The 25,861-nt window shown below is 31.7% G+C and carries 18 protein-coding genes; 6 read left to right on the plus strand and 12 right to left on the minus strand.

From position 1 onward, the window contains the following. Positions 1-17 precede the first annotated feature (17 nt). The 4 genes from OZP06_RS12835 to gltB all read right to left on the minus strand — a co-directional run bounded on the left by OZP06_RS12835 (position 18) and on the right by gltB (position 8,583). Positions 18-734, minus strand: a complete 717-nt coding sequence (locus OZP06_RS12835; RefSeq protein ID WP_269222198.1) for a hypothetical protein — start codon at positions 732-734, stop codon at positions 18-20. 326 nt (positions 735-1,060) lie between these two features. Beyond that, complete coding sequence (lysA, locus tag OZP06_RS12840; RefSeq protein ID WP_269224613.1) at positions 1,061-2,284, minus strand: diaminopimelate decarboxylase; 1,224 nt, start codon at positions 2,282-2,284, stop codon at positions 1,061-1,063. A 324-nt stretch (positions 2,285-2,608) separates the two neighbouring features. Further along, the gene (locus OZP06_RS12845; RefSeq protein WP_269222199.1) at positions 2,609-4,063 is read right to left on the minus strand and encodes a glutamate synthase subunit beta; all 1,455 of its coding nucleotides are present in this window, start codon (positions 4,061-4,063) and stop codon (positions 2,609-2,611) included. A gap of 2 nt (positions 4,064-4,065) precedes the next feature. Next, positions 4,066-8,583 carry a glutamate synthase large subunit gene (gene gltB, locus OZP06_RS12850; RefSeq protein ID WP_281323802.1) on the minus strand — a complete coding sequence of 1,506 codons (4,518 nt, stop codon included), beginning with the start codon at positions 8,581-8,583 and terminating at the stop codon, positions 4,066-4,068. Positions 8,584-8,989: 406 nt separating this feature from the next. On the opposite strand from gltB, the gene sucC reads away from it, so the two are divergent. Both sucC and OZP06_RS12860 read left to right on the plus strand, forming a co-directional pair. Next, positions 8,990-10,183 carry an ADP-forming succinate--CoA ligase subunit beta gene (gene sucC, locus OZP06_RS12855; RefSeq protein ID WP_269222200.1) on the plus strand — a complete coding sequence of 398 codons (1,194 nt, stop codon included), beginning with the start codon at positions 8,990-8,992 and terminating at the stop codon, positions 10,181-10,183. A 179-nt stretch (positions 10,184-10,362) separates the two neighbouring features. Continuing rightward, entirely contained in the window at positions 10,363-11,928 is a 1,566-nt protein-coding gene (locus OZP06_RS12860) for a protein adenylyltransferase SelO (protein WP_269222201.1), read from the plus strand. Between the two features lie 62 nt (positions 11,929-11,990). On the opposite strand, the gene OZP06_RS12865 is transcribed toward OZP06_RS12860, so the two are convergent. The 4 genes from OZP06_RS12865 to OZP06_RS12880 all read right to left on the minus strand — a co-directional run bounded on the left by OZP06_RS12865 (position 11,991) and on the right by OZP06_RS12880 (position 15,580). After that, positions 11,991-12,632 carry a hypothetical protein gene (locus OZP06_RS12865; protein WP_281323803.1) on the minus strand — a complete coding sequence of 214 codons (642 nt, stop codon included), beginning with the start codon at positions 12,630-12,632 and terminating at the stop codon, positions 11,991-11,993. Between the two features lie 12 nt (positions 12,633-12,644). Then, positions 12,645-13,145 carry a hypothetical protein gene (locus OZP06_RS12870; RefSeq protein ID WP_269222203.1) on the minus strand — a complete coding sequence of 167 codons (501 nt, stop codon included), beginning with the start codon at positions 13,143-13,145 and terminating at the stop codon, positions 12,645-12,647. Positions 13,146-13,161: 16 nt separating this feature from the next. Continuing rightward, positions 13,162-13,779, minus strand: a complete 618-nt coding sequence (locus OZP06_RS12875) for a hypothetical protein (protein WP_269222204.1) — start codon at positions 13,777-13,779, stop codon at positions 13,162-13,164. 154 nt (positions 13,780-13,933) lie between these two features. Beyond that, entirely contained in the window at positions 13,934-15,580 is a 1,647-nt protein-coding gene (locus OZP06_RS12880) for an FAD-dependent oxidoreductase (RefSeq protein WP_281323804.1), read from the minus strand. A gap of 447 nt (positions 15,581-16,027) precedes the next feature. Between OZP06_RS12880 and OZP06_RS12885 the strand changes: the two genes are divergently transcribed. From OZP06_RS12885 to OZP06_RS12895, 3 genes are all read left to right on the plus strand, one after another. Further along, complete coding sequence (locus OZP06_RS12885; protein ID WP_269222207.1) at positions 16,028-16,354, plus strand: hypothetical protein; 327 nt, start codon at positions 16,028-16,030, stop codon at positions 16,352-16,354. A gap of 384 nt (positions 16,355-16,738) precedes the next feature. After that, positions 16,739-17,638, plus strand: a complete 900-nt coding sequence (locus tag OZP06_RS12890) for a polysaccharide pyruvyl transferase family protein (RefSeq protein WP_281240265.1) — start codon at positions 16,739-16,741, stop codon at positions 17,636-17,638. 351 nt (positions 17,639-17,989) lie between these two features. Beyond that, on the plus strand, positions 17,990-18,562 hold the full coding sequence (locus OZP06_RS12895) for a hypothetical protein (protein ID WP_269222210.1): 573 nt from the start codon (positions 17,990-17,992) through the stop codon (positions 18,560-18,562). Between the two features lie 265 nt (positions 18,563-18,827). On the opposite strand, the gene OZP06_RS12900 is transcribed toward OZP06_RS12895, so the two are convergent. From OZP06_RS12900 to OZP06_RS12910, 3 genes are all read right to left on the minus strand, one after another. Continuing rightward, positions 18,828-21,317 (minus strand): mechanosensitive ion channel domain-containing protein, encoded by a 2,490-nt coding sequence (locus OZP06_RS12900; RefSeq protein WP_281323805.1) that lies wholly within the window; start codon positions 21,315-21,317, stop codon positions 18,828-18,830. A 385-nt stretch (positions 21,318-21,702) separates the two neighbouring features. Next, the gene (locus OZP06_RS12905) at positions 21,703-22,359 is read right to left on the minus strand and encodes an NAD(P)H-binding protein (RefSeq protein WP_269222214.1); all 657 of its coding nucleotides are present in this window, start codon (positions 22,357-22,359) and stop codon (positions 21,703-21,705) included. Positions 22,360-22,365: 6 nt separating this feature from the next. Continuing rightward, positions 22,366-22,830 (minus strand): DUF1456 family protein, encoded by a 465-nt coding sequence (locus OZP06_RS12910; protein WP_269222215.1) that lies wholly within the window; start codon positions 22,828-22,830, stop codon positions 22,366-22,368. 181 nt (positions 22,831-23,011) lie between these two features. Between OZP06_RS12910 and OZP06_RS12915 the strand changes: the two genes are divergently transcribed. Continuing rightward, the gene (locus OZP06_RS12915) at positions 23,012-24,526 is read left to right on the plus strand and encodes a thioredoxin-like domain-containing protein (protein WP_281323806.1); all 1,515 of its coding nucleotides are present in this window, start codon (positions 23,012-23,014) and stop codon (positions 24,524-24,526) included. A 496-nt stretch (positions 24,527-25,022) separates the two neighbouring features. On the opposite strand, the gene OZP06_RS12920 is transcribed toward OZP06_RS12915, so the two are convergent. Continuing rightward, positions 25,023-25,829: an alpha/beta hydrolase-fold protein gene (locus OZP06_RS12920; RefSeq protein WP_269222219.1), complete on the minus strand. Its 807-nt coding sequence runs from the start codon at positions 25,827-25,829 to the stop codon at positions 25,023-25,025. Positions 25,830-25,861 lie beyond the last annotated feature (32 nt).

Raw genomic sequence — 25,861 nt, forward strand, 5'->3', positions numbered from 1 at the left:
TCGTATATAATTTGTTTCTATTTTAAAATGGTAGCGTCTTCTATAAGAACATCATATTTATAACCTGCTCCTAGGTCTTTATTTAAAACAACAGTACCTTTAAAAGTAACAATTTCATCCACTTTTACTTTGGATAAAGTGGTTATGGTAATATCATTTATTCCATTGAAGCTTGATCCGTCTTGCATGTGTATCCAGTTTTTTGACATAATCTCTGGCATAAATTTCACCACTTTACCAGTTAAAATTACCGTTGTGCCAGCCAATTTGTCTTTTTTAGAAAACAAATCATATAATGATATTGCCCCTTTGGCTAAAGTAATTCCTTTAGATAATTCTGTTTTAGTTACTTTCTTCGTTTTATCTTCCTGTGGAATTGTACTTGCTTGGATTATAGACGGATCTATTAATCCTTCTACAAAAAATACAGATTCAAAAGTTCTTTTTAAATCTTTGCTCTCAAATTTTTTCATTTCCATTCCGCCTTCATACTCATAAGTTTTTCCGATTTTCACCTCTGCTTTTGGAATTGCTATCCAATATTCTTTGTTTTCTTCGGTTACTAAAGCATAAGTATATGCTGTTGCATTTAAAATTTCTTTTACTACAATTTTGTGCGAATTTGAAGTTTCAATTTTCTTTATTGGTTCTGGATTTTCATTATTAGGTTTGCATTGTATGAAAGTCATAAGTGTTACGATACCTGTAACGCTCCAAATTATAAATTTTTTCATTTTTAAATTATTTAGGTTTCTATGTAAAACTAATTAATTTAAAGTGTAATAAATATGATATAACTCAATTTTTTTAAATAAATAAGAAGAAGTTTGTAAAATCTGAATTTTAAACAATGCGAATTGTATTTACGTTATAAAATAAACATATTGTATTTCAAGTAGCTAGGGTTTATGCCATTTTAGGAAGGATGAGAGAAAGTAGTAGTATAAAGCTATTTGTTTGATTTTAAAATAGTTAACTATTGTAGTATGTTTTAATTAGTTTTTGTATCACTGATTAAAAAAAATCCCACTCAAATTTGAATGGGAATCTTATATATTTTTTAAACTGTAGCGTTAACTTCTACAGGCAATGGAATTTGATTTTGAAGCAAGTCTTCAAATTTTTCATGTGCTCTTATTAAATAACCTTTTCCATTCATCCACAAAACCTCTGCAGGTTTGTATCTGGAATTGTAATTAGAAGACATTGAAAAACAATAAGCTCCTGCATTGCGGAAAGACAAAATATCCCCTTCCTTTATTTCTGAAATTCTTCTGTTTGTTGCAAAAGTATCAGTTTCACAAATGTATCCTACAACTGAGTAAAAACGCTCTTTACCTTTTGGGTTTGAGATATTTTCGATAAAATGTTGTGAACCATAAAGCATTGGTCGAATCAAGTGATTGAAACCGCTGTCAATACCTGCAAAAACCGTTGAAGTTGTTTGTTTTACCACATTTACTTTAGCCAAAAAGAATCCTGCCTCACTAACTAAAAATTTGCCTGGTTCAAATATTAAAGTTAAATCTTTACCATATTCTGCACAGAAAGCATTGAATCTTTTGGATAATTTTTTACCTAATTCATCAATGTCGGTAGCAATATCATCTTTTTTGTAAGGTACTTTAAAACCACTTCCAAAATCTAAAAATTCTAAATTTTTGAAGTTTTTAGCAGCGTCAAACAAAATTTCTGCGGCATATAAAAATACCTCAATATCCAAAATGTCTGAACCCGTATGCATGTGTATCCCTACAATGTTCATGTTTGTATTCTCTACGATACGAACTAAATGTGGTAATTGATGTACTGAAATACCAAATTTACTATCAATGTGTCCTACTGAGATATTGGCATTTCCGCCCGCCATTACGTGTGGATTGATACGTATACAAACTGGTACGTGAGGATGTTTTGCACCAAATTGTTCTAATATCGATAAGTTGTCAATATTGATCTGTACTCCCAAGGCATGTACTTCCTCAATTTCCTCTAAAGAAACACCATTTGGAGTGTAAAATATTTTTTCGGGAGCATAACCTGCATGTATTCCTAATAAAACTTCTTGAATAGAAACAGTATCTAGTCCAGATCCCATATCTCTCAATAATTGGAGTATAGCGACATTAGACAAAGCTTTCATGGCATAGTTGATGCGTAAATTAGGTACTTTAGAAAAAGCCTTCGTTAATCGATTATACTGAGATTGTATTTTTTCGGCATTATACACATAAAGTGGACTTCCAAATTGTTCTGCTAAGTGTAGTAAATCGTTTGCTTGCATCTTGTTGTTGCTTATTATTTTTGACAAATTTATTATTCTTTCGTATTACGACCAAACAATTTGTTGTTATTTAACAAATTATAACAAATTGTTTAAAATACAACAAATAGTTCTTGTTTGTGTTTTTTTTTAACTTTTATTAAAAATCAGGTTTTGTGTTATTAATTTAGTATGCATGCCTATTAGTTGTGTGAATTCTGATTCGTTAAAATTTATTTTATTAAATAATTAAAGTTTTAACAAATTTAGAATTTCGATAGGTTTTAAAAAACAAATCCCTTGATAAAAATGATATCAAGGGATTTTATAAAATTATTTCAATTGTTATAAACTAGGTAAGTCACCATTACCTTTTGTTGGTAAATTAGTAAAGCCCATTAAATATAAATCAACTTCTCTTGCCGCTTCACGACCTTCAGAGATGGCCCATACAATTAGAGATTGGCCTCTTCTCATATCACCAGCAGTGAAAATATGGGGTACATTAGTTTGAAATTTAGTTGCTTTATAATTGCTTCTGGCATCAATTTCTAATCCTAATTGTTCTGCAAGGGTTTTTTCTGGACCTGTAAATCCTAGTGCTAGTAAAGCCAAATCACAAGGCCAAATTTTTTCTGAACCTTCTTTTTCAATTAATTCAGGACGTTGGCCTGGTACGATTTTCCATTCTACTTCTACGGTTTTCAATCCTACAAGCTCTCCTTTTTCATTGGCAAGAAATTCTTTGGTATTAATCAACCAGTTTCTATTGCAACCTTCTTCGTGTGAAGAAGATGTTTTCAATTGTAACGGCCAAAAAGGCCATGGAGTAGATTCGCTTCTTCCTACAGGAGGTTTAGGCATGATTTCGAAGTTTGTAACCGATTTTGCACCATGTCTGTTTGAAGTTCCTACACAATCCGATCCTGTATCTCCACCACCAATAACGATTACATCTTTTCCAGTTGCCATTACTTGGTTTTCAATTTTTTCTCCGTACAACACTTTGGTTTGTTGGGTCAAGAAATCCATTGCTTGAACAACCCCTTTGCTATCGGCACCTTTTGTAGGCAATCCTCTTCTTTCGGTTGCTCCACCACATAATACGATCGAATCAAAAGCTTTTAATGCTGAAACACTAAAATTAACTCCTACGTTAACATTTGTTTTGAATGTAATCCCTTCAGCTTCTAAAATCTTTACTCGTCTATCAATAATTCCTTTTTCTAATTTAAAATTTGGAATTCCATATCGTAATAAGCCACCAATTGCGTTGTCTCTTTCAAAAACTGTTACGGTATGACCGGCACGATTTAACTGTTGAGCTGCCGCCAATCCTGCAGGGCCAGAACCAATTACTGCTACTGTTTTACCAGTTCTTTTTTCTGGAGTTTGTGGTTTAATCCAACCTTCAGCAAAACCTCTTTCGATGATGTTTTTTTCAATATTCTCAATAGCAACGGGCTCTTTAATGATGCCTAATACACATGATTTTTCACAGGGAGCAGGACATAGACGACCTGTAAATTCAGGGAAATTGTTTGTTGATTGTAAAATACGCAAAGCGCTTTCCCATTCTTCTTGATGTACCATGTCATTAAAATCAGGAATTAAATTTCCTAATGGACAGGAGCTATGGCAAAAAGGAATTCCGCAATCCATACATCTAGAACCTTGTTCTTTGATTTTTTCTTTTGATAATGGAATCGTAAATTCATTATAATTTGATACTCTTTCTAGAACAGCAACGTTACTCTCGTCGGCTCTATTATATTCTTTAAATCCACCTATTTTACCCATGACTATTGTGCTATTAATTCTTCAATTTGCTTTTCTGCTGCCAATCTTTGCAATGCTTTTTTGTAATCAGTTGGCATTACTTTAATGAAATGTTTGCTTTCGTTTTCCCAATCTCCTAAAAGACGTTTTGCTAAAGGGCTATTGGTATACATTGAATGATTTCTGATCAAACGTCTTAATTTGTCTAAATCTTCTTCTTCCAATGTTTCTAGGGCAACCATTTCCATATTGCACAATCCATTTTCAAATTTCTTTTTGGCATCGTAAACGTAAGCAACACCTCCGCTCATACCTGCTGCGAAATTTCTACCCGTTTTTCCAAGAACAACTACAGTTCCACCAGTCATGTACTCACAACCATGATCTCCAATTCCTTCAACAACAGCGGTTGCACCAGAATTTCTAACAGCAAAACGTTCTCCTGCCATTCCATTGATATAAGCCTCACCAGTAATTGCGCCATATAGAGCCACATTACCAATGATAATATTGTCTTCAGGAACGAAAGTAGCTGTAGGTGGGACTTTTATAATTAGTTTACCTCCAGAAAGTCCTTTTCCTAAATAGTCATTACAGTTTCCGTGTATTTTAAACGATAATCCATTTGTTGCAAATGCACCAAAACTTTGTCCAGCTGAACCTGTAAAATCAACAAGTATGGTATCATCTGGTAATCCTTGCGCACCATATATTTTTGAAATCTCATTACTTAAAATGGCCCCAACAGAACGGTCTGTGTTTTTGATATCGAATGTAACTCTGGTTCTTTCTTTTCTGTATATAGAAGGAATAGCAGCTTTAATTATATCAAAATCCAATACGTTTTCTAGTGCATGATCTTGACTTGAAGTATTGTGATTTGGTACTGTTTTTGCTTTTTCTGGTTTATAAAGGATGGTAGATAAATCCAATCCATTTGCTTTATAATGTTTAATCGCTTTGTTAACATTCAATTTTTGTGATTGTCCAACCATTTCTTTTAATGTTCTAAAGCCAAGTTGAGCCATGATTTCTCTTAACTCTTCAGCAATAAAATACATGAAGTTGATGACGTGTTCTGGTGTTCCTTTGAAATTTTTTCTCAATTCAGGATCTTGTGTCGCAATACCTACAGGACAAGTATTCAAGTGGCATGCTCTCATCATGATACAACCTGAAGCAACAAGAGGTGCAGTCGCAAAACCAAATTCTTCAGCTCCAAGCAAGGCAGCAATAGCTACGTCACGACCTGTTTTCAATTGACCGTCACATTCTAAAACTACACGACTTCTTAAGTCATTTAAGATTAAAGTTTGTTGTGCTTCCGCAAGTCCTAATTCCCATGGAATACCAGTATGTTGTAAGGATGTCAATGGTGCTGCACCAGTTCCTCCGTCATATCCTGAAATCAAGATAACATCCGCTTTTGCTTTAGCAACACCCGCAGCAATTGTTCCAACACCAACTTCGGCAACCAATTTAACGTTAACTCTTGCTTCACGATTGGCATTTTTTAAGTCAAATATCAATTGTGATAAATCTTCAATAGAATAAATATCGTGATGAGGAGGAGGTGAAATAAGACCTACATAAGGAGTAGAATTTCTTGTTTCAGCAATCCAAGGCACTACTTTTTCTCCAGGTAATTGCCCGCCTTCACCAGGTTTTGCACCCTGAGCCATTTTTATTTGAATCTCCTGGGCATTTGTCAAATAGTTGATAGAAACACCAAATCTTCCAGAAGCAACTTGCTTGATGGCACTATTTTTAGAATCACCATTTAATTCTTTTTGGAAACGTTTTGGGTTTTCTCCTCCTTCACCAGAATTGCTTTTTCCGCCAATTCGGTTCATGGCAATCGCAAGATTCTCATGCGCTTCTTGGCTAATAGATCCATAAGACATGGCGCCAGTTTTGAATTTTTTTACAATTTCGGTCCAAGGTTCTACTTCGTCAATTGAAATTGGATCCAAATTGTTAAATTCAAATAAACCTCTAATGGTCATTAAGTTTTCACTTTGATCATTAACCATTTTTGAGTATTCTTTGTAGCTTTCCGGGCTATTTAAACGAACAGCTTGTTGTAATTTTGAAATGGTAGTTGGATTGAACATGTGTTTTTCACCATTTCTTCTCCATCTGTAAATACCTCCAATTTCTAATGGTAATAGGTTTGCAATTTCTGATTTTGGAAAAGCATTTTGGTATCTTTTCTTAACTTCTCTTTCAATTTCCATTAGACCAATACCTTCAATTCTAGACGGAGTATATGGGAAATATTTTGAAGTAAATGCTTTGTTTAAACCTAAAATCTCAAAAATTTGTGCCGCTCTGTACGAATGTAAAGTAGAGATACCAATTTTGTTCATGATTTTTAGAATTCCTTTTGCAATCGCTTTATTATAGTTTGTAATTGCATAATCAGCTTTTACACCTGTTATAAATCCTTCTTTAACTTGATTGTGGATGATTTCATTAACCATATATGGATTAATGGCACTTGCTCCGTAACCAAATAATAAAGCAAAATGATGTGGTTCACGTGGTTCAGCGGATTCGATTATGATTCCAAATTTAGAACGGACTTTTAAGATGTTTAAGGTGTGGTGAATATAAGAAGTAGCCAATAACATAGGTATTGGTGCTAATTCTTTAGTAACTCCTCTGTCTGAAAGTATTACTATGTTACATCCTTCTGATACTGCTTTGAAAGTGGCTTGCACGCATTTTTCTAAAGCACGTTCTAATCCATTAACACCTTTTTCTATTTTATATAAAGTAGAAATAGTAACCGATTTGAAGTCAGCATGGTCGATGCTTCTTATTTTATCTAAGTCCTCATTTGATATAACGGGATTTTGAATTTTAATTTTTTTACAGTGAATATCAGTGATGTCAAAGATGTTGTAATCTCCTCCAATTGCCAAACTGGTATCTGTAATTATTTCTTCACGAATACCATCCAATGGAGGATTGGTAACTTGTGCAAATAATTGTTTGAAGTAGTTGTACAATAATTGAGGTTGATCTGATAATATTGCAAGAGGAGTGTCGTTACCCATTGAACTCAATGCCTCATTGCCTTGGGCAGCCATTGGGTTGATAATGGTTTTTAAGTCCTCGATTGTGTAACCGAATAAACGTTGTCTGGTCTCAAAATCAATTTTCTCTGTTGGAATTGGATTATTGGTATATGGGATTTGAGCCAACTGCAATAGATTTTTATCAAGCCATTCTCTATAAGGGCGTTTAGTCACCACTGAATGTTTGATTTCTTCGTCTTCAATAATACGGCCTTCGTTCATATCAACAAGGAACATTTTTCCTGGTTCCAGTCTTCCGTGTTGTACAACATCTTCTGGTTTGATATCAAGAACACCAATTTCTGATGACATGATAACAAATCCGCTTTTAGTTAAAGTATAACGAGATGGACGCAATCCATTTCTATCTAATAATGCTCCAATTACATTTCCATCTGTAAATGGAATAGATGCAGGACCATCCCATGGTTCCATGATGCAAGCATTGTATTCATAGAATGCTTTCTTTTCGTCCGACATGGTTTTGTGTTTTTCCCATGCTTCAGGAACGACCATCATCATCACTTCTGGTAAAGAACGTCCGGTCATTAATAATAACTCAACCACCATATCCATAGAAGCGGAATCCGATTTTCCTTCTAATATAATTGGGAATAATTTTTTCAAATCTTCTCCGAAAACATCACTTTTCATCAATTCTTCACGAGCACGCATCCTGCTTACGTTTCCTCTCAAAGTATTAATTTCTCCATTGTGACACATATATCTAAATGGTTGTGCCAAATCCCAAGAAGGGAAAGTGTTTGTAGAGAAACGTTGGTGTACCAAAGCCAAACGGGTTACCAAATCGCTATCTAATAAATCAGTATAGTATCTGCTGATGTCTTCTGGCATCAATAGTCCTTTATATATAATAGTCGTAGTAGAACAACTTGAAAAGTAAAACATATGACTTTCCGAAGTTCTAGAATTACGAATGGTATGTTCTGCTATTTTCCTAGCCAAATATAATTTGGCATTGAATTGTTGTTCGGTAATATCCAAGCCGTTTTTACCAACAAATACTTGTTTAACGGTTGGCTCTTTTTCTGCTGCAATTTGACCTAAATTAGAAACATCCACAGGAACGTCTCTCCATCCTAAAATAGATAGGTTTTGATCTTTTATTGCATTTTCAAAACTAGTTTTACAAAAATCTACTTGATTTTGGCTTTTAGGCATAAAAACCATTCCTACTGCATATTCCCTTACTTCCGGAATTTCAAAATCACAAACCTTCTTAAAAAAAGCATGTGGGATATCAAATAAGATTCCGGCACCATCTCCAGTTCGTCCATCAGAGCTAACTGCTCCACGATGTTCCAACTTTATAAGGATGTCTAGAGCTTTATGGATAATGTCATTAGACTTAATTCCGTTCAAATTACAGATAAATCCGGCGCCACAGTTGTCGTGTTCAAATTCGGGTAAATAAAGGCCTTGTTCTTTAACTCTCATGCTTGATATTTTTTTTACAAAATTAAATATTTCATAACATATATGGAATGAATACGTCGTTTAGGTTATATTTTTGCTATAAAAGTAAAAAAATCATGTATAAATGATAATAATATTGATTTTACACTTCGGAATTGATATATCGTCAAAAAAACAAAACTCAAAATTTTAAAACCTTCATATTTTGTAATAAATATAGTGCTATACTTTTTTGAGGTGATTATTATAACAAAATTTCATTTTATTTTTAAAATTTACTCCCTACATCGATTGAGTGGTTGAAATAATTAAATTTTACTCAATTAATTTTATTATAATTAAAAATAATTTCAATTAAATTAAATTTTGCTATTTTTGTCCCACTTTTATTCTGAAATAAATTCAGAATCCAGACAAATTCTATATTATGAACATACACGAATATCAAGGAAAAGAAATTTTAGCAAGTTACGGAGTTCGCATTCAACGCGGAATTGTGGCTAATAGCCCTGTAGAAGCTGTTGCTGCTGCAAAACAATTAACTGTAGAAACGGGTACAAGTTGGTACGTTGTAAAAGCACAAGTACACGCAGGTGGACGTGGTAAAGGTGGTGGTGTGAAATTGGCCAAAAACTTAGATCAAGTATTGGAGATTTCAGAGCAAATCATTGGTATGCAATTGATTACCCCTCAAACTTCTGCTGAAGGTAAAAAAGTACACAAAGTATTAATTGCTGAGGATGTTTACTATCCTGGCGAAAGTGAAACTTCAGAATTTTATGTGTCTGTTCTTTTGAATAGAGCTACAGGTCGTAATATGATTATGTATTCTACTGAAGGTGGAATGGATATTGAAGAAGTGGCAGAACATACTCCACATTTAATATTTACAGAAGAAATAGACCCAGCTGTTGGATTACAAGGTTTTCAAGCTAGAAGAATTGCTTTCAATTTAGGACTTTCTGGAAATGCTTTTAAAGAAATGACTCAATTTATCACTTCTTTATACAATGCTTACATTGGTTCTGATGCTTCTATGTTTGAAATCAACCCAGTTTTGAAAACATCTGATAATAAAATAATGGCTGTAGATGCTAAAGTAAATATCGATGATAATGCTTTATACAGACAAAAGAAATATGCTGATATGCGTGACATTCGTGAGGAGAATCCAATCGAGGTTGAAGCAAAAGAAGTAGGATTGAACTACGTAGATCTTGACGGTACTGTAGGATGTATGGTAAATGGTGCAGGTCTTGCTATGGCAACTATGGACTTAATTAAGTATGCTGGTTTTGAACCTGCAAACTTCCTTGACGTAGGTGGAACTGCTGATGCAAAACGTGTAGAAACAGCTTTCCGTATCATCTTGAAAGATCCAAACGTAAAAGCAATTTTGATTAATATTTTTGGTGGAATTGTTCGTTGTGACCGTGTAGCACAAGGAGTTGTTGATGCTTACAAAAATATGGGTGATGCAATAAATGTTCCAATTATTGTTCGTTTACAAGGTACAAATGCTGCAATTGCAAAAGAATTAATTGATAATTCAGGAATGCCAATTTTATCTGCTGTTGAATTTCAAGAGGCTGCAGATCAAGTTACAGCGGCGCTTTCTTAATTAGTACAATTTATATATTTATTTGAACCTGAGTGAAAGCTCAGGTTTTTTTGTTTTATATTTTTATAAATAAAATGATTTAGGTTATAAATTAAAATTATCATAAGAACCCTTTTATGTCTAGTGTATCGAATATCTTTACGAAGACTATTACTAGTTTATATAAAAGCGTTTTTTCAATGAAACTTCACATACAAAATAATTTTACCGCCGAATTACCTGCTGATCCTATTGAAAACAATATACCGAGACAGGTTGAGCAAGCTTGTTTTTCTTATGTAGAACCCAAAAAGCCTTCGAATCCTTCTTTGATTCACGCGTCTGTTGAGGTTGCTGATTTTTTAGGATTGTCTAATGATGATATTCTTTCGGATGATTTTTTGAATACTTTTTCTGGGAATACGGTTTATCCAAACACCAAACCGTATGCTATGCCATATGCGGGGCATCAATTTGGGAATTGGGCGGGTCAATTAGGAGACGGTCGCGCCATTAATCTAACCGAAGTTACTCATAATAATAAGTTATATACTTTGCAATTAAAAGGAGCTGGTCCTACGCCATATTCCCGTACAGCAGATGGTTTTGCTGTATTGCGTTCCTCCATACGCGAGCATTTGTGCGCAGAAGCTATGCATTATTTGGGAGTTCCAACAACCCGTTCGCTTTCACTAATGCTTTCTGGCGATCAAGTATTAAGAGATGTAATGTACAATGGAAATCCCGCTTATGAAAAAGGAGCTATTGTTTGTAGAGTGGCACCTTCGTTTATCCGTTTTGGAAATTTTGAATTGTTTGCTTCCAGGAAAGATCATGGTACACTACAATTATTAACCGATTATACTATTAAACATCATTTTCCAGATATTAAAAGTGAAGGTGTAAAAAAATATCTAGACTTTTTTCAAGCAGTAACTCAAACTACTCTAAATATGATTGTGCATTGGCAACGTGTCGGTTTTGTTCATGGTGTTATGAATACCGATAATATGTCGATTCATGGTGTCACTATTGATTATGGGCCTTATGGATGGTTGGAAGATTACAACCTCGATTGGACTCCCAATACAACCGATATACAACATAAAAGATACCGATTTGGTAATCAACCTGATGTTGCTTTGTGGAATTTGTATCAATTAGCCAATGCTTTGTACCCTTTGATTAATGATGCTAAACCTCTTGAAACTATTTTGAATGTTTTTGGCAGTGATTATCAAAAGGAGTATTTGAATATGATGCGTAATAAACTCGGATTAAAAACAGAAACTGAGGAAGATGCTATTTTAATCGAAAGTCTGACAGAACTGCTTCAATTGATTGAAACCGATATGACTATTTTCTTTAGAAATCTGGGCAATGTTCAAAAAGACGATAACGCAGAAGTTGCTTTGGATTGCATTAAAGATGCTTTTTATAATGAAAAAGAGGGTAACAAATCTGTTTTGGACAAATGGTATGCTTGGTTGAATCATTATACTGATCGAATCAAACAAGAATCATTTACGGATGTTGAAAGAAAAGCGCAAATGAATTTGGTAAATCCCAAATATGTATTGCGAAATTATATGGCTCAATTGAGTATTGATGCTGCAGATAAAGGTGATTATTCTTTGGTAAATGAACTTTTCGAATTGCTCAAAAAACCATATGATGAACAACCTGAAAGCCAAAAATGGTTTGCCAAAAGACCCGATTGGGCCAGAGATAAAGTGGGCTGTTCTATGTTAAGCTGTAGTTCTTAATTTGTTTTTGTTTTGCGAATTATAACATAAATAAAACCTGATTCAATCAGGTTTTGTTTTTGCTAAAATAAAAACCAAGCATAGGGTTCATTTTCAAAATCAAGTGCTCTTGGTAAGCCATCACCCGGAATCAACTTTAATTCTGGTAGGGTAGATGGGTTAGATGGATATGTTTTTCCATCGAATTTTACAATTCTATTTTTTCCTCCACTCCAAATGAATAAATCTTTCCATCCATTGGTTTTTTTTGTGTCAATTATAATCGGGTTTCCTGATACTGAAAAAGTTGTCATAACATTTCCTTGGTAATCGAGCAAAAGGTGGGTACATCCGCCAGATCCACAAAAGTATGGGCCTCTTAAGCCTACAAGAATTTCATTTTTACCATCTTCGTTTAAATCATATTCAAAAAAGATAAATTTTTTGCTAAAATCATTGATAAGATTTTTCTTTAAATCTTCTTTATAGCGATTATTTAAAGTTAATCGAACTAGTTCTGCAGTTTTTGGATTTGATGAATTTATACCATACTGATCTGCAGAAATTGAATCAGTTGGATCCGGATCAATCATTTTTTTGTATTGTAAAGTGTCTATCATAACTGCTGTTGAGTCTGAAATGGATTCATTAGCCTTAACGTCTTTTTTACAGGAGGTCATTCCCAAAATACCAATTAGCGAAATAAATGAAAATAGTTTTCTCATAGTTAAAAAAAATTAAAATTTATTTTTGGCTAACTCTGTTTCATTTAAAAACTTGTATTTACCTTCAATAATTTTTTTATTTACTTTTGGTGCTGTAGAGGGATTAGTTGGGTATTTTGTACCGTTCCATGCCATTTTAGCAACACTTCCATCTCTATTTACGATATAAAGGTTAGAATATTTTTTGGTTACTTCGGCTGATGCAGGAGCTCCAATATAGATGGGGAATTCTACCACGGTCATTTTAGTATTTAGTTTAAATGCATTGGTAAGGACTAACATTGTGCAACCTGCAGAACCACACCATTCGCCACCAATAAGACCACCAATATATTCGTTTTTACCATCATCGTTGAGGTCTATCTCATTGTAAATAAAATTTCTGCTGTCTTCAGGTGTTGTCGGATAAGTAGTTTTTAAGAATTTTTTAATTGAACTAAGTGCATCGTCTTGAGCAGTTGCTAATGTATTTATTCCTATGAATAAAACGGCTAAATAAAAGACTTTTTTCATGTTGTAAAATATTAAATTAAAATTCAATTGTTTGGTCTATTATTAAAATTCTTGAGGCTTCTCCGTTGCGAAGTTTATACTGTATTTGTCGTGTTTTGCCTGTAGGTTTGCTAGTAGCCCCTTCTTCAGTATAAATAGGAAAGCGTTGTGCTAGAATTCCTTCTACGATTGCAAAATCGTCGTGTCCACTATAACCTTTACTTAATTTGGGGTCATCAGTAACATTAGGAATGCTGATATCGCTTACTGATTTTCCGTTATTTACAGAAAAGCCGTATGCTTTTGCATATTTGTTGCTATCATCGGAAATGGTATAAACAAAAAGTTCTGGAAAAGTATCACTATTCAAATCGCCTATTTCTGCGTTTGTAATTTTACCATCAATTTTTTGCACTATAGGGCTGTTATCTATTGACAATCCGATAGGAGTGATAGTCATTTGATTTCCAGTGACTGCTATTTTAAATGAAATTTTGTTTAAGCTCAGTTCTTTTGTAAAAGCAGGAACAGTATCTGTCTTTATTTCTGTAGAAACAATAGTATCTGAATTATTAATCTTTGGCGTTACTTCTGGTTTTTTATTGCAATTGTAAAATAAACATCCGCAAAGTATAGTTAAAATTACTTTTTTCATCTTTTTTAATTTTTTTATTTCATAGTAAATATAATAAAAAATAAGTGTAATCTATTTATAGTAAGTTATTTAAGATTTTTTAAGAGGCGTAATTTTATAAAAAATCTAATAATTAAACTTTAAAGCAGGTTTGTTTATTAGGTTAAAAAATCAATTAATTTTTATTTAATATCTGTCCTGATTCAAGCAGATGCACTTGTAGTTCATCATAGGAAACGTCTTGAACAAAACTTTTGTTTTTAATAGCTATGCTGGCGATCTGAGAGGCTGATTCTGCTAAAATCATGAATACAGGCTCCATTCGGATACTTCCGTAAGCTATATGGGAACTAGACAGACAAACGGGGACAATTAAATTAGAGCATTCCTGTTTTTTGGGCAATATTGCTCCCATGTCAATTGAATATGCTTCTGGGGTACGTACGCCAATATCTCCTTCATTTTCAATAAATCCTTTTTTGGTTACATAACGTTGTGTGTTATGTGAATCTAAACTATAGGATCCCATACCGATCGATCTTGAGTTGCTTTTTTTGCCTAAAACATCTTGTTCAGTCATTATATATTCTCCAATCATTCTTCTTGATTCGCGTATATATAATTGAAAAGGGAATCCTCCATTATCAACAAATTCATCTTTTGCATACCCCCATTGTCGCATTTTATTTTGTATTTTTTTAGGTATTCTTGGGTCAGTAGTAATAAAATAAAGCCAGCCTTTTTGATATAATTCATGTTCTTCGGCAATTTTTTTACGCTCTTCATAAGTAGCCTCGGGATAACTATAGTTCATACCAATATTATCAAAACTAAAAGGACCATGATTATTAGAATCCGTTTTTAGATTTGGTATTGCATCAAATTTTTTAAAAGTTTCATTCCATCCTGCTTTATACAAACGAATTAATAGTTCATAATTCATTGGTTTGTATTTTACTGGTTTTGTAAAAGGGATTCTGTTTTTTGGGTTTTTTGTTAAACACAATCGATAACAATAGGCTTGAATCCGATTGTCACCTTCTCCATTTTTTTCTGAAGTTGTTGGTCCAATTTTTGGCAATAAACCTGAATTTTTATCTCCTTTAATTCGAAAAGGATCAATATGAAATTTGTGAAAGTTATGACGATGTTGAAAAATGTTTTTTTGAACTCCATTAAAAGTTTCGTTGTAAACCGTATTGGATTCTCGACCCACATGATATGTAACACCTGCTAATGCCATTAAATCACCTTCGTAGGTTGCGTCAATAAAAATTTTTCCGGTTATCTTTTTTCCGCTTAGTGTATAAAACGATGTTATTGTGTTATCTGTTTTTTCTAATTTTTGTTTTCTGTTTAGCCATTCGTTTCTAAGTATTTGTATATTATTTTCTTTAACAAGATCTTCGAAAATGGCTTCGGCTACATGGGGTTCAAAAAGCCACATTGCATTATCTTCTTTGTTCACGGCAGAATTTGATTGGGCTTTGCTTTTAAAACTTGATTTTTTTTGCCACTTCCATGCTGTATTTGATTGGTATTTTGAATATACTCTTTTATAAAAATCTTTTGCTAAGCCTCCAATTAAACGTGTGTTACCCGAGTCGGTGTAGCCCAGCCCAGAAGAAGTCATTCCTCCTAAATGAGTCTCAGGCGAGATTACCAGAACGGAATGTCCTAATTGTTTAGCTTTTACAGCAGCTATAATAGCTGATGATGTTCCGCCATAAATTACAATATCGGTATTATATACATTCTTAGTATTTGGTATTTGAGCTTTAAGGCTATAGCAAATTATAAAAAAGATAAAACACTTTTTCATGTTTATATTGAATTACAATATTTTTTATAAATAGATGTAAAATTATGAAATTCAGTAGATTAAAGTGTAAAAAAAAATAGTGACATTACTCTGCTTTGGGAAATATTATGAGTTTTATCTAAAACAGAATATTTTGCACAATTATTCCAAGTTAATGAAGGTTTTGTTTCGAATCAAAAAATTTTATCTAAATGACTAAAAAAATAGTATTTCTAAATCTCAATTTCCAAAATAAGTATCGTTTACTGAAATGAGTAAAAATATATTAAATCCCAAAATGAAAGTTATTTATCCCAATGTGTATCAAAAAGGAATTTTTTGGCAATGGCTGTAAATATTAAAATTAAAGAAAAAAAATGGTAAAAGAGGTCTTTTAATGACGATGAATTAATTTCGGTTGTGACTAAAATTTCTTATCCGGAAGTGGGTTAGTTTTTACAAAAATATGTGGTAAAAGGAGAAGAAATTGATTACAATCTATACTTGAAATTAGTAGGTGTTAGTGAAGGAATTGTGAAAACTCCTGTTATGTTTGCATTTGTAGTAGGCAAGAAACCTTATGTGAAAATCGATAAAGAAAATAATCAAGGACTTGCACAGGTTTCAGATAATGAAAATGAATTTATTAATGCGATGGGGCTGCAAACTAATGACATTATACTAAGTATAAACGATGTGAAATTAGAAACTTCAGATCTGATGAATATTTTTGGTGGGGAATATAAACTTAAGGAGGGGAAACCAATGTTTATAAAAGTAGATCGTAATGGGTAAAATATAATTAAGAGTAAAAGCAAAAATAAATTATGTAGATGCTTTAGGTTATATTTTTTTAAATTCATCTAAAATGGAATTAAGAGAAAAATGCTGGAAAGGATAATTTTTATATGAAAACTCAATAGAGTTTATTTATTTTGGATAACTCAAAGAGATTGATAATATTTAAAAACACTTCAGATCTCAGTTAACTTACTATTTGTGTTTTATAAGTAATGGAATGTAAAAAAATAAAATAAAAATGTTTATTTATAGATAAAATTTTATAAATTTATCATTGAGATAGTTAAAATTTTTTCAAATAATCAGTATGAGTTCATTGGTGGTATATTAAAAAACAATTTTTTTTAATAGCCATTACTACTCTTTAAATTTCCTGCGATGTTATTACAAAAAATTAAAAATTCTGTTTTAAAATCTTTTTCTAAAAGATCTGTACTGAAAAAAATTGCAACAAGCAGTCAATGTAATACAGGGGTGGTTAATATTCATCGTCTAGATGAAAACAATGTTGGTGATTTTTATTGTGGTCCACATCATTATTTTGAAAGAATAAATCACTCCTTAGATATTTTTGATTATAAAACATTGGATCTTTCTTCAAAGGATAATTTTATCAATAAAGTTTGTGACAATTCTTTAATCATAGGAGGAGGAGGACTATTGAATAGGTCAAGTTTTGAAAACCAAATAAAATTATTTGAAGCACTTGGTCAAAAAGGGAAGAAATCAGTTTTATGGGGGGTTGGACATAATGAAAAAAATAAAAAGACATTCGGAAAAGTTACTAACTACAATATAGATATATCAAAATTTGGATTAGTGGGAGTTCGTGATTATAATATGAAAGCACAATGGGTGCCATGTGTGAGTTGTATGCATCCCATTTTAGATACAAAGTCATCCGTTGTAAATGAAATTGGCTTAATTTTTCATCGAAAATCAATGACAAATCAAACGATTCAAAAACAGTTTAAAGATTTTCCTTCTATATCCAATAGTTCTAGTTTGGAATCCATAATTGAATTCATTTCAAAAACCGATACTATCGTAACGGATAGTTATCATGCAATGTATTGGGGGATACTAATGGAAAAAAAAGTAGTTGTAGTTCCTATATCCTCAAAGTTTTATAGTTTTAAATACAATCCTATTTTTTCCAGTTTTCAAAATTTTGAAAAAGATTTTAAAAAGGCAGAAAGATATTCTGGAGTACTTGAAGAATGCCGTCAAATAAATAGAGACTTTTCAGAAAAAGTATTTGACTATTTAGGGTATTAATTAGATATTGAAATAAAGTAACATTTTTATTTTAACTGTTTTGTTGTAAAAATAAATAAAAACTATGTAGGATCTCTATTTTACTTTTTTAATACGTTTAAAAGTTTATTTATGTCGAAAGTTTTCTCTTTCGACTTTTTTATGTATTAATGAAGAGGCAATACCACAAAATTTATTCATTAAATAATTAAAAGTTTTACAACTTCGATTTTTTAAATTGTATTCAATTTAGTTATTTAATAATTTATTGAGTTCAAAAACACTAAAGATATATTTTTAAATCACTGATTACTATTGTTTTGTGTTGAAAAAAAATAGTAACTTTATTTAATAAATTAAAAAAAATCAATTATGAAAACTATCACAAAAAATTTGACATGTGTGTGCGTAATGTTTTTTATTACTATGAATTCTTTCGCACAAAGAGACTTCAAGGGCTTAATTGATATGAAAGCTTCATATCTCGATCAAGAAATGAGAGACAGAGGTTATCAATTTATTAAAACAGATAAATCTGGTGATAGTGCTTACCAAAATTGGTACAATAGTAGTAAGAATAAATGTGTTACTGTAAAAGTTTATGACGGTCGTATAGAATCCATTGTGAATTCCACTTTAGAAGATTGTGGGAAAGGGCGATACAGTAATGGTAATAACTATAATAACAACTATAATAATCATAATAATAGTAACAAATACAACAATAATAAAGGTAATTTTAATTACGGTTATTTATCTCAAAAAGAGGCAGTTTGGGCTTATGGAGAATTGTCAAATAATGGTTTTCAGCTTCAAAAGACACATCAACAAGGTGGCAATACTTATAAAATTTGGTTTAATGATAATTCCAATCAATGTTTAAAAACAACCAGTCGAAACAAATTAATTGCCAAAATAGAGCCTTCTTCGAACTGTAATCAATAAAAATAAGTTGAATAGTTAAAAAAGAGCTTTTTATAAAAGTCTTTTCAATCTATCTGGTTTTTACAAAAAAAATAGGCTGTATAAATTTTTACAGTCTATTTTTTTTTTTTAGTTTACCCATCTCTATATTTAAAATTACGATAAATTTTAAAAATAAATCCTTAGTTTGTCTTGTGTATGATGAGATATAATGCTTTTAAAGAGTTTAATATTATGTTCCTATGATATTTATAAAAAGCTATTTAGTGTACTTATTAGTTTTAATTTAATTCTCTGTTTCTTTCGTATCTCCTTCAGTATCAATTCCTATATTTGATTGAATGTGTACATCTTGTTGTGGGAATGGTATTTCAATTCCATTAATTTTAAACGCAATATCAATTGCAATAATAATATCATTTCGAACATCGTTACCGAAATTAAAGTGGGGCACCCAATACTTTATCACAAAATCAATAGAACTTTCTCCAAATTTAGTTACCCAAACCATTGGTGTAGGATTTTTTAAGATTAATTCATGTTCCATTAATACGTTTGTTATTATCGTTTTAACATGGTTTAAATCGGAACCGTATGCCACCCCTAAATCAATTTCAAAGCGACGTCTATTACTACCCATTGTCCAATTTACCAAATGCTGGCTTAATAAATCGCCATTTGGTATTATAACATCTGCTCCATCCCAAGTTGTAATGACACTACTTCGAATACCAATAGACTTCATTTTACCCATATTTCCACCAACTTCAACAATATCATCGAGATTGATTGGTTTTTCGAAGGCAATAATTAAACCACTTACTAAATTATTGATTACATTTTGCAAACCAAATCCGATACCAACACTTAAGGCACTTATCATTAAAGCAATTTTGTCCATTGGGATTCCTATGGAAATAAATGCAATTAAAACGCCTAAAGTGATAATGGCAATTCGAATTAATAATAACCAGCTTCCTAAACCTGATTTTTTTGCACTACTACCATTTGAATTACTTTCGGTTGTTAAAAATGAAACGATTCTTGTACTTAGTCCCGACATGAACAGTATAAAAAAGAATAGAAAGAGATTGTCAAATGAAAATGTAAATTCTCCAAACTGTCTTTTTTGATAAATACTTTCAATGATAGGTTCGGTGAAATTTTGGAAGGAATACGAATTTCTACTTATCAAAACATACCAACCCACCGCAAATAATGCATATGTAAAACCTGATACTTTTAAGTTTTTTTCGGCATTAAGTTCGTTGTTAGGATCTTTTTCTAAATCTTCCTCACTTTTCGAAAAGTATAAAGACAAATTCAAAATATCGTTACTAATACGATATGCCCATCTTAATTGATAAACAATAAAAATCGTAAAATAGCCATTAGCCATCAAAATTTTACCCAAATTGTAATTATTAAATAGAATAAGAATAAGAGCAATAAACTCAAAGACTATAAAAATGATTAGACTTACACGAAGGCTTTTTTCTGTAATTTCTTTCCCTGTTTTTTTTCTGTTTGAAAAAATAAATAATCCAAGTATTATACCAATTAGACTTAAAAAAGCGATAAAACGAGCTTCGTTTTGTGAATAAAGCAGTAAAAGATTGTCTTGAAATACTATATTGTTTAGTATGAAGAATGCTATCCAGATCCAATACCAATATTTATTTTCTGCTTTTTTTAAAATAATTGTTAATGCAATTCCACAAATTATCCACAAGAAAGCCATGAAAACAAATGGAGGTGATGGCAAAAAGAATTGAAAGATTGAAATCATAATCAATATTGCTGAAAGTAAAGGATAATTTAAAGCATGGACTGGATATTTTAAATTTCCAAAAAGATTTACTTCTTTATATTTTGAACGTATAACTCTTAGATAAAAAGTTAAACCAATTATAAAAAATACTAAAAGACCAAGAATTCCACTTTGGTTGGCCACATAAAAAACAAACAACAAATAGCCTTTTACAAATGAGTGTTTAAAATTCTCTACTAAACTCAAATATGCTTCTTTAGATTCCACTACATCAGAAATTCCACTTTTCATTTTCAGATTCAATTCCTTTCTAGCAAAATTGACTAATGCAATATCAGACTCTAAATCAAATTTAAATTTATTCCCTTTTACTTCTAACTTTTGTATGCTGTCAATAGCATTTTTTAAGTTTTGGTTCGCAAAACTTAAATCTTTAGTCATTAATGCCATTTGCTGATAATAGTTCTTTTTAGGAACTTCTTGAATTGGAATTTGATAAAATACTTTGCTTATCGCCATTGAATCAATTCGTCTTTGAATTCCACTAAGTGCTTGATTGTTTACTGATATTTGTTGCAATTGAAAATTAGTTCTTTTAAGCAATTCATTCAATAATATTGATGTAGTGGTAAGCTCACGTACCGTTTGTATTTTGCTTTTATCATTTATTATTCCCTTAACGCACTTCTCTTTCCATTCAATAAGTAATGCTAATTCAGATGTAAAACCTTTATAATCAATGCCTTCTTTGAGGGTTACTTTTGCTTTTTGAATTTGTTGATTAATCCCGTTAAAGCTCGAATTTTGCTCACTCAGTAATACATTTAAATCATAGTTTTCCCTATTTTCTTTTAAATTTTCAGCATGAAGTATTTGCATTAAGGAATCTAGTTTTTTCTCTTTCTGGAATTTCGTTTGTAAAACTGAAGAAGGGTTACCTTGTGCCCAAGTGTTTAATACCACAAATAAAAAAGTAAATAGCAAAAATTTATTTAAATTGTTCATGATTTCTTTTTAAAGTGAATGACTAAATTCTCAGATAAAAAAAAAGTAGCATAGCAAAACCATTTTTGATTAAAAATAAAAAAAAAACATATATCCACGATAGGAATTTTAGGTTTATTTTAATGTAAAATGGAATGAAATAAATTGATTTTCAAATTAATAAAGAAATAACATTCTTTTAAATTGAACCTTTAACTGAATTGTTATTCTATTAAATCCAATAATTGCTATTTTTAGGAATCTACGAGAAATCATAAATAAGATTTTTTATTTCGTATCTAATAGCGTTTGTTTTTGAAAAGTAGCTGAAGAATATTTTTATTATTTATTATTAAATTTTTTAATAATAAATAATAAAGCCCGAATGTTCAGGCTTTATTGTTTGTTATTTTCCAATTTCTTGAATCCAATCCGATTCGTAAATTGTAAATCCTTTATTATTTTTTTGCGCTATTGCAAAAAGAGCTTTTGCAACTATTGCACTTTCTATAGGTTTGTACTTTTTTAATTTTCCAATAAATAAAAAGGAAAATGTTTTCATAAAAAAAGCACCAACTTTCTCTCCAAATCTAAATTCGGTTCGATTGCCTAAAAGTAGGGAAGGTCTCAAAATACTCACTTTTTCAAGTGTTGAAGCTTTAAGAAAATTTTCAATTTCGCCTTTTGTTTTCAAATAGAAATTGGAGGAAGTTGCATCTGCGCCAAGGGAAGAAATAATCAGGAATTGTTTGATTTTATTTTCGATGGCAATTTCTGCAAATTGCTGAGGATATTCAAAATCTACTTTTCTAAACGCTTCTTTGCTTCCAGCTTTGTTTATGGTTGTTCCAATGGTACAAAAGAAATCATCACCTTCAACTAAATCCTGATAGCTTTCGGGTTTGTCAAAATCAATAATATGTTGTTTTAATTTTGGGTGTTGTATGCCCACATCTCTTTTTACGAAAGTGATAACTTTAGAATATTGGTCACTTTCTAAAAGAAGTTGCAGTAATTGTGAACCAATAAGACCGGTACTACCTATAATTAAAGCGGTTTTCAAAATACCTTACTGTTTTTTTCCTTTACCAAAATTGTATTTCACTTTTTCTACCACTTGTATTTTGTCATTTCCTTTTGGAAATTGTTTTTTACTTGGTTTTTTGGCTGCGCTAGATTTTCCAGGGGCTTGATCACCTCTTGCTCTTTCTTCATCTTTCGCTTTTGGCTTGAATTCTGCTCTTTTAGAATCGCTATCTTTTGCTGGAATTTGAGCTTTGTGTTTGGCCAAAACTTCATTTGGGTTTTTCGGGTTTTCTTTGGTTCCTCTCAAATGAATTACCAAACCATTGAGGAAATTACGCAATACTTGATCGCCACATTCCATATAGTTTTCATGTTTTTCATCACGGAAAAAAGCTCCCAATTCTGATTTTGTAATTCTAAAATCTACCAATTCTAAAATTTCTACTATTTGATCGTCGCGTAACATCAAGGCTACTCGAAGTTTTTTGAATATATCGTTATTTGTCATTTTATTTGTATTTAATTTTCAAAGATAAGCATTTACAAAGTGAATTACTTCTTATTGTTTGCTTCCCAATAAAAAAACACAAAGCCAATAATTTGAAAATAAATTCAAAATGGTTTATTTTTGATTTCAAAATATAAAATTTGATTTATCAACCTTAATAGTATTACGAAGATTCAGAATTATGAAGAAAATGGTATGGAGTATTATCCTTGTATTGATGCTAACCTCTTTGCAAGCACAATCAGGTCATGAAATTAAAATTAATTTGCGCAATTGTAAAGATACAGTTGCTTATCTTGCCTTTTATCAGTTTGACAAATTGTACGTTTCCGATACGTGCAAAAAAGTGGTCAACGGAAATATTGTTTTCAAAGGAAAAAAAAATTTAGACAAAGGAGTTTACTTTCTGCTAAGTCAGGAAAAAGGAAATTATTTTGATTTTATTGTTGATGAGCAGACCCAAAAGCAACAAATAATTTCGGATAAAAACAATTTACTAGAGAATTTAAAAGCGGTTAATTCCAAACAAAACGAAAGTTTCTTTAACTATATTCGTTTTGTAACTACCAAAAACAAGGAATTTGATGCTTTTAAAAAAAATATAAAAGAGCAAAAGAAACCTGATTCTACGGCACTTTTGACCAAAGAATTCAAAGTATTAAATGACGCAATTCTAGAAAATGATTTGAATTTTATAGGTCAAAATAAAGGAACTTATCTTTCTGAAATCATCAATTTAAAAACGGATAAAACAACCAAAGACATTCCAAAAGCTTCCAATGGCAGACCTGACAGTATTTATGCTTATCATTATTACAAAAAACATTTTTGGGACGGTGTCAATTTTCAAGATGATGCCATGTTGCGTAATCCCTTTTTTACCAATAAATTAAAGCAATATTTTAATACGGTTGTGGTGCAACATCCTGATTCTATTTGTGTTGAAATTGATCGAATGATGCTCAAAACCAAACAAGATACCAAAATGAATATGCTTTTATTGGCCTATTTTACCCAAACTTATGAAATTCCAAAAATCATGGGAATGGATAAAGTTTTTGTGTACATGGTTGATAATTATTTTAAAACAGGCAAAGCCAAAGGGGTTTATGATGATAGTGTGATCAAAATTATTATTGATAGAGGCAACGTTTTGGCACCATTACAACTCGGAAAAATAGCTCCGGAACTCTACATGATAGATGTTCCTACTCATGATAAAATTGCCAAAATGGGTTTTGATACTGCCAAAACTAGCGAAGAAATAACCAAAATCTACTATGATAATAAACCGGAAATTGAACAATCCTATGTGACTTTATCCAGCATAAAAGCCGATTATTTGATTTTACTTTTTTGGGATGTGGACTGTGGACATTGTCAAAAAGAAGTGCCGAAAATTCTAGAAATGTACCACGATTTTCTAAAAGAAAAAAAAGACGTCAAGATTTTTGGAGTCTACACTCAAAACGATTTTGAGAAATATAAGAAATACATAATTGACAATAAAATCGATTGGATCAATGTCTACGATGGCGTTCATATCAATAATCTCAAAGATAAATATGATGTGGTAACCACTCCTGTGATTTATATTTTGGATAAAAACAAAGTAATCAAAGCCAAAGGAATTGGTTCCGAAGCCATAAAAAGTATCATTACCCAAATGGAAAAAGAATATTCAACCAAAAAGTAAACTATTTACTCATTGAATGTCTTTTTGGGCGTGCCACCATAAAAAGAAAGGGCCTACTCTTCGTGCTGATGAGTTGGCCCTTTCTTTTTATGCTGTCAGGCTATACGCACTACTTCGGTAGTTTGCTTCTATCCTTCACGCACAACGTCATTAATACCATTAGCACATATAAAATAGTCCAATCTACTTGTTCTTTTTCTCCAATACGTCCTCAAAAAATAATTCCGTAGCGAAGGCTATGCAATGATTTTTATCGTTGTCTTGAAAAAAAAATAACTTCGCATCTTTGGACTATTTTACATCCACAAATGGTATAAGTTAAGTTTTGTTTTTTCAAGTCAAGACGCAAAGGCGTAAAGTTTAGAGCCTATTTCTTTGCGTCTTCGCGACTTTGCGAGAGTTATATTTTGAAAAAGTGTAGTGAGAACCCCTTAATTTAATAACATTGCCCTCACTCACATTTCAAGATCTTTTTTTTGGAAATAAATGAAAGTCATTAATAGCCCAACCAAATAATGGCATTTGCAAAACCATCCCGCCATAATTTTTCGTTGTGATGACCGCCTTTTACAATTACTTTTTTGTTTAAATTTAAGCAATAACAACGGTTAGTGTTCAGTAGTAATTCCATGTGATTGAGATCATTTACCATGTCATCATCATCTCCTTCAGAATCGCCACAAAGGAAATAGATTTTAGCTCTTAGTTTTTTACTGTTTGTCATATATTCATTTATGTCTTTTCGGTTGATCCAAAAAGCGGGAGAAAAAACACCTGCTTTCCCGAACACTTCAGGATATTTGACAACGGCATAAAAAGAAGTTAATCCACCCAAAGAACTGCCCATAATGGTGGTGTTTTTGGCATTGGGTTTGGTTCGGTATTTTTTGTCAATTTCAGGTTTTAAGGTATTGACAATAAATTCAAGGTATTTATCGGCATTTCCTCCACCGTATTTTTCATTTTTATAAGGTGTTAATTCTTCCAAGCGTTTCTCTCCTCCGTTTTCAATACCAACCACAATTACTTGTGCGCTCAAACTGTCTAACTTTTCATCTACATTCCATTCGCCTGCAAAAGAGGTTTTAGCATCAAAAAGATTTTGAGCATCATGCATGTAAATCACAGGATATTTTTTGGTAGAAGTTTCGTAGTTTTTAGGCAAGTACAACCAAATTTTTCTACTCGTTTTCAATTGCGGAGCTTCAATTGTAAAAGTAGAAACTTGTTTAGACGCGGTGCTTTCCTGTGCCTTAGTTTTGCAAATAAAAAGAAGTAGTGGTAGGAAGTAAATTAATTTCAAGGCGATTTAATTTTTAGATTTAGAAAAAAAGA

It is taken from the genome of Flavobacterium sp. IMCC34518 (assembly GCF_027111095.2).
Lineage (GTDB): Bacteria > Bacteroidota > Bacteroidia > Flavobacteriales > Flavobacteriaceae > Flavobacterium > Flavobacterium praedii.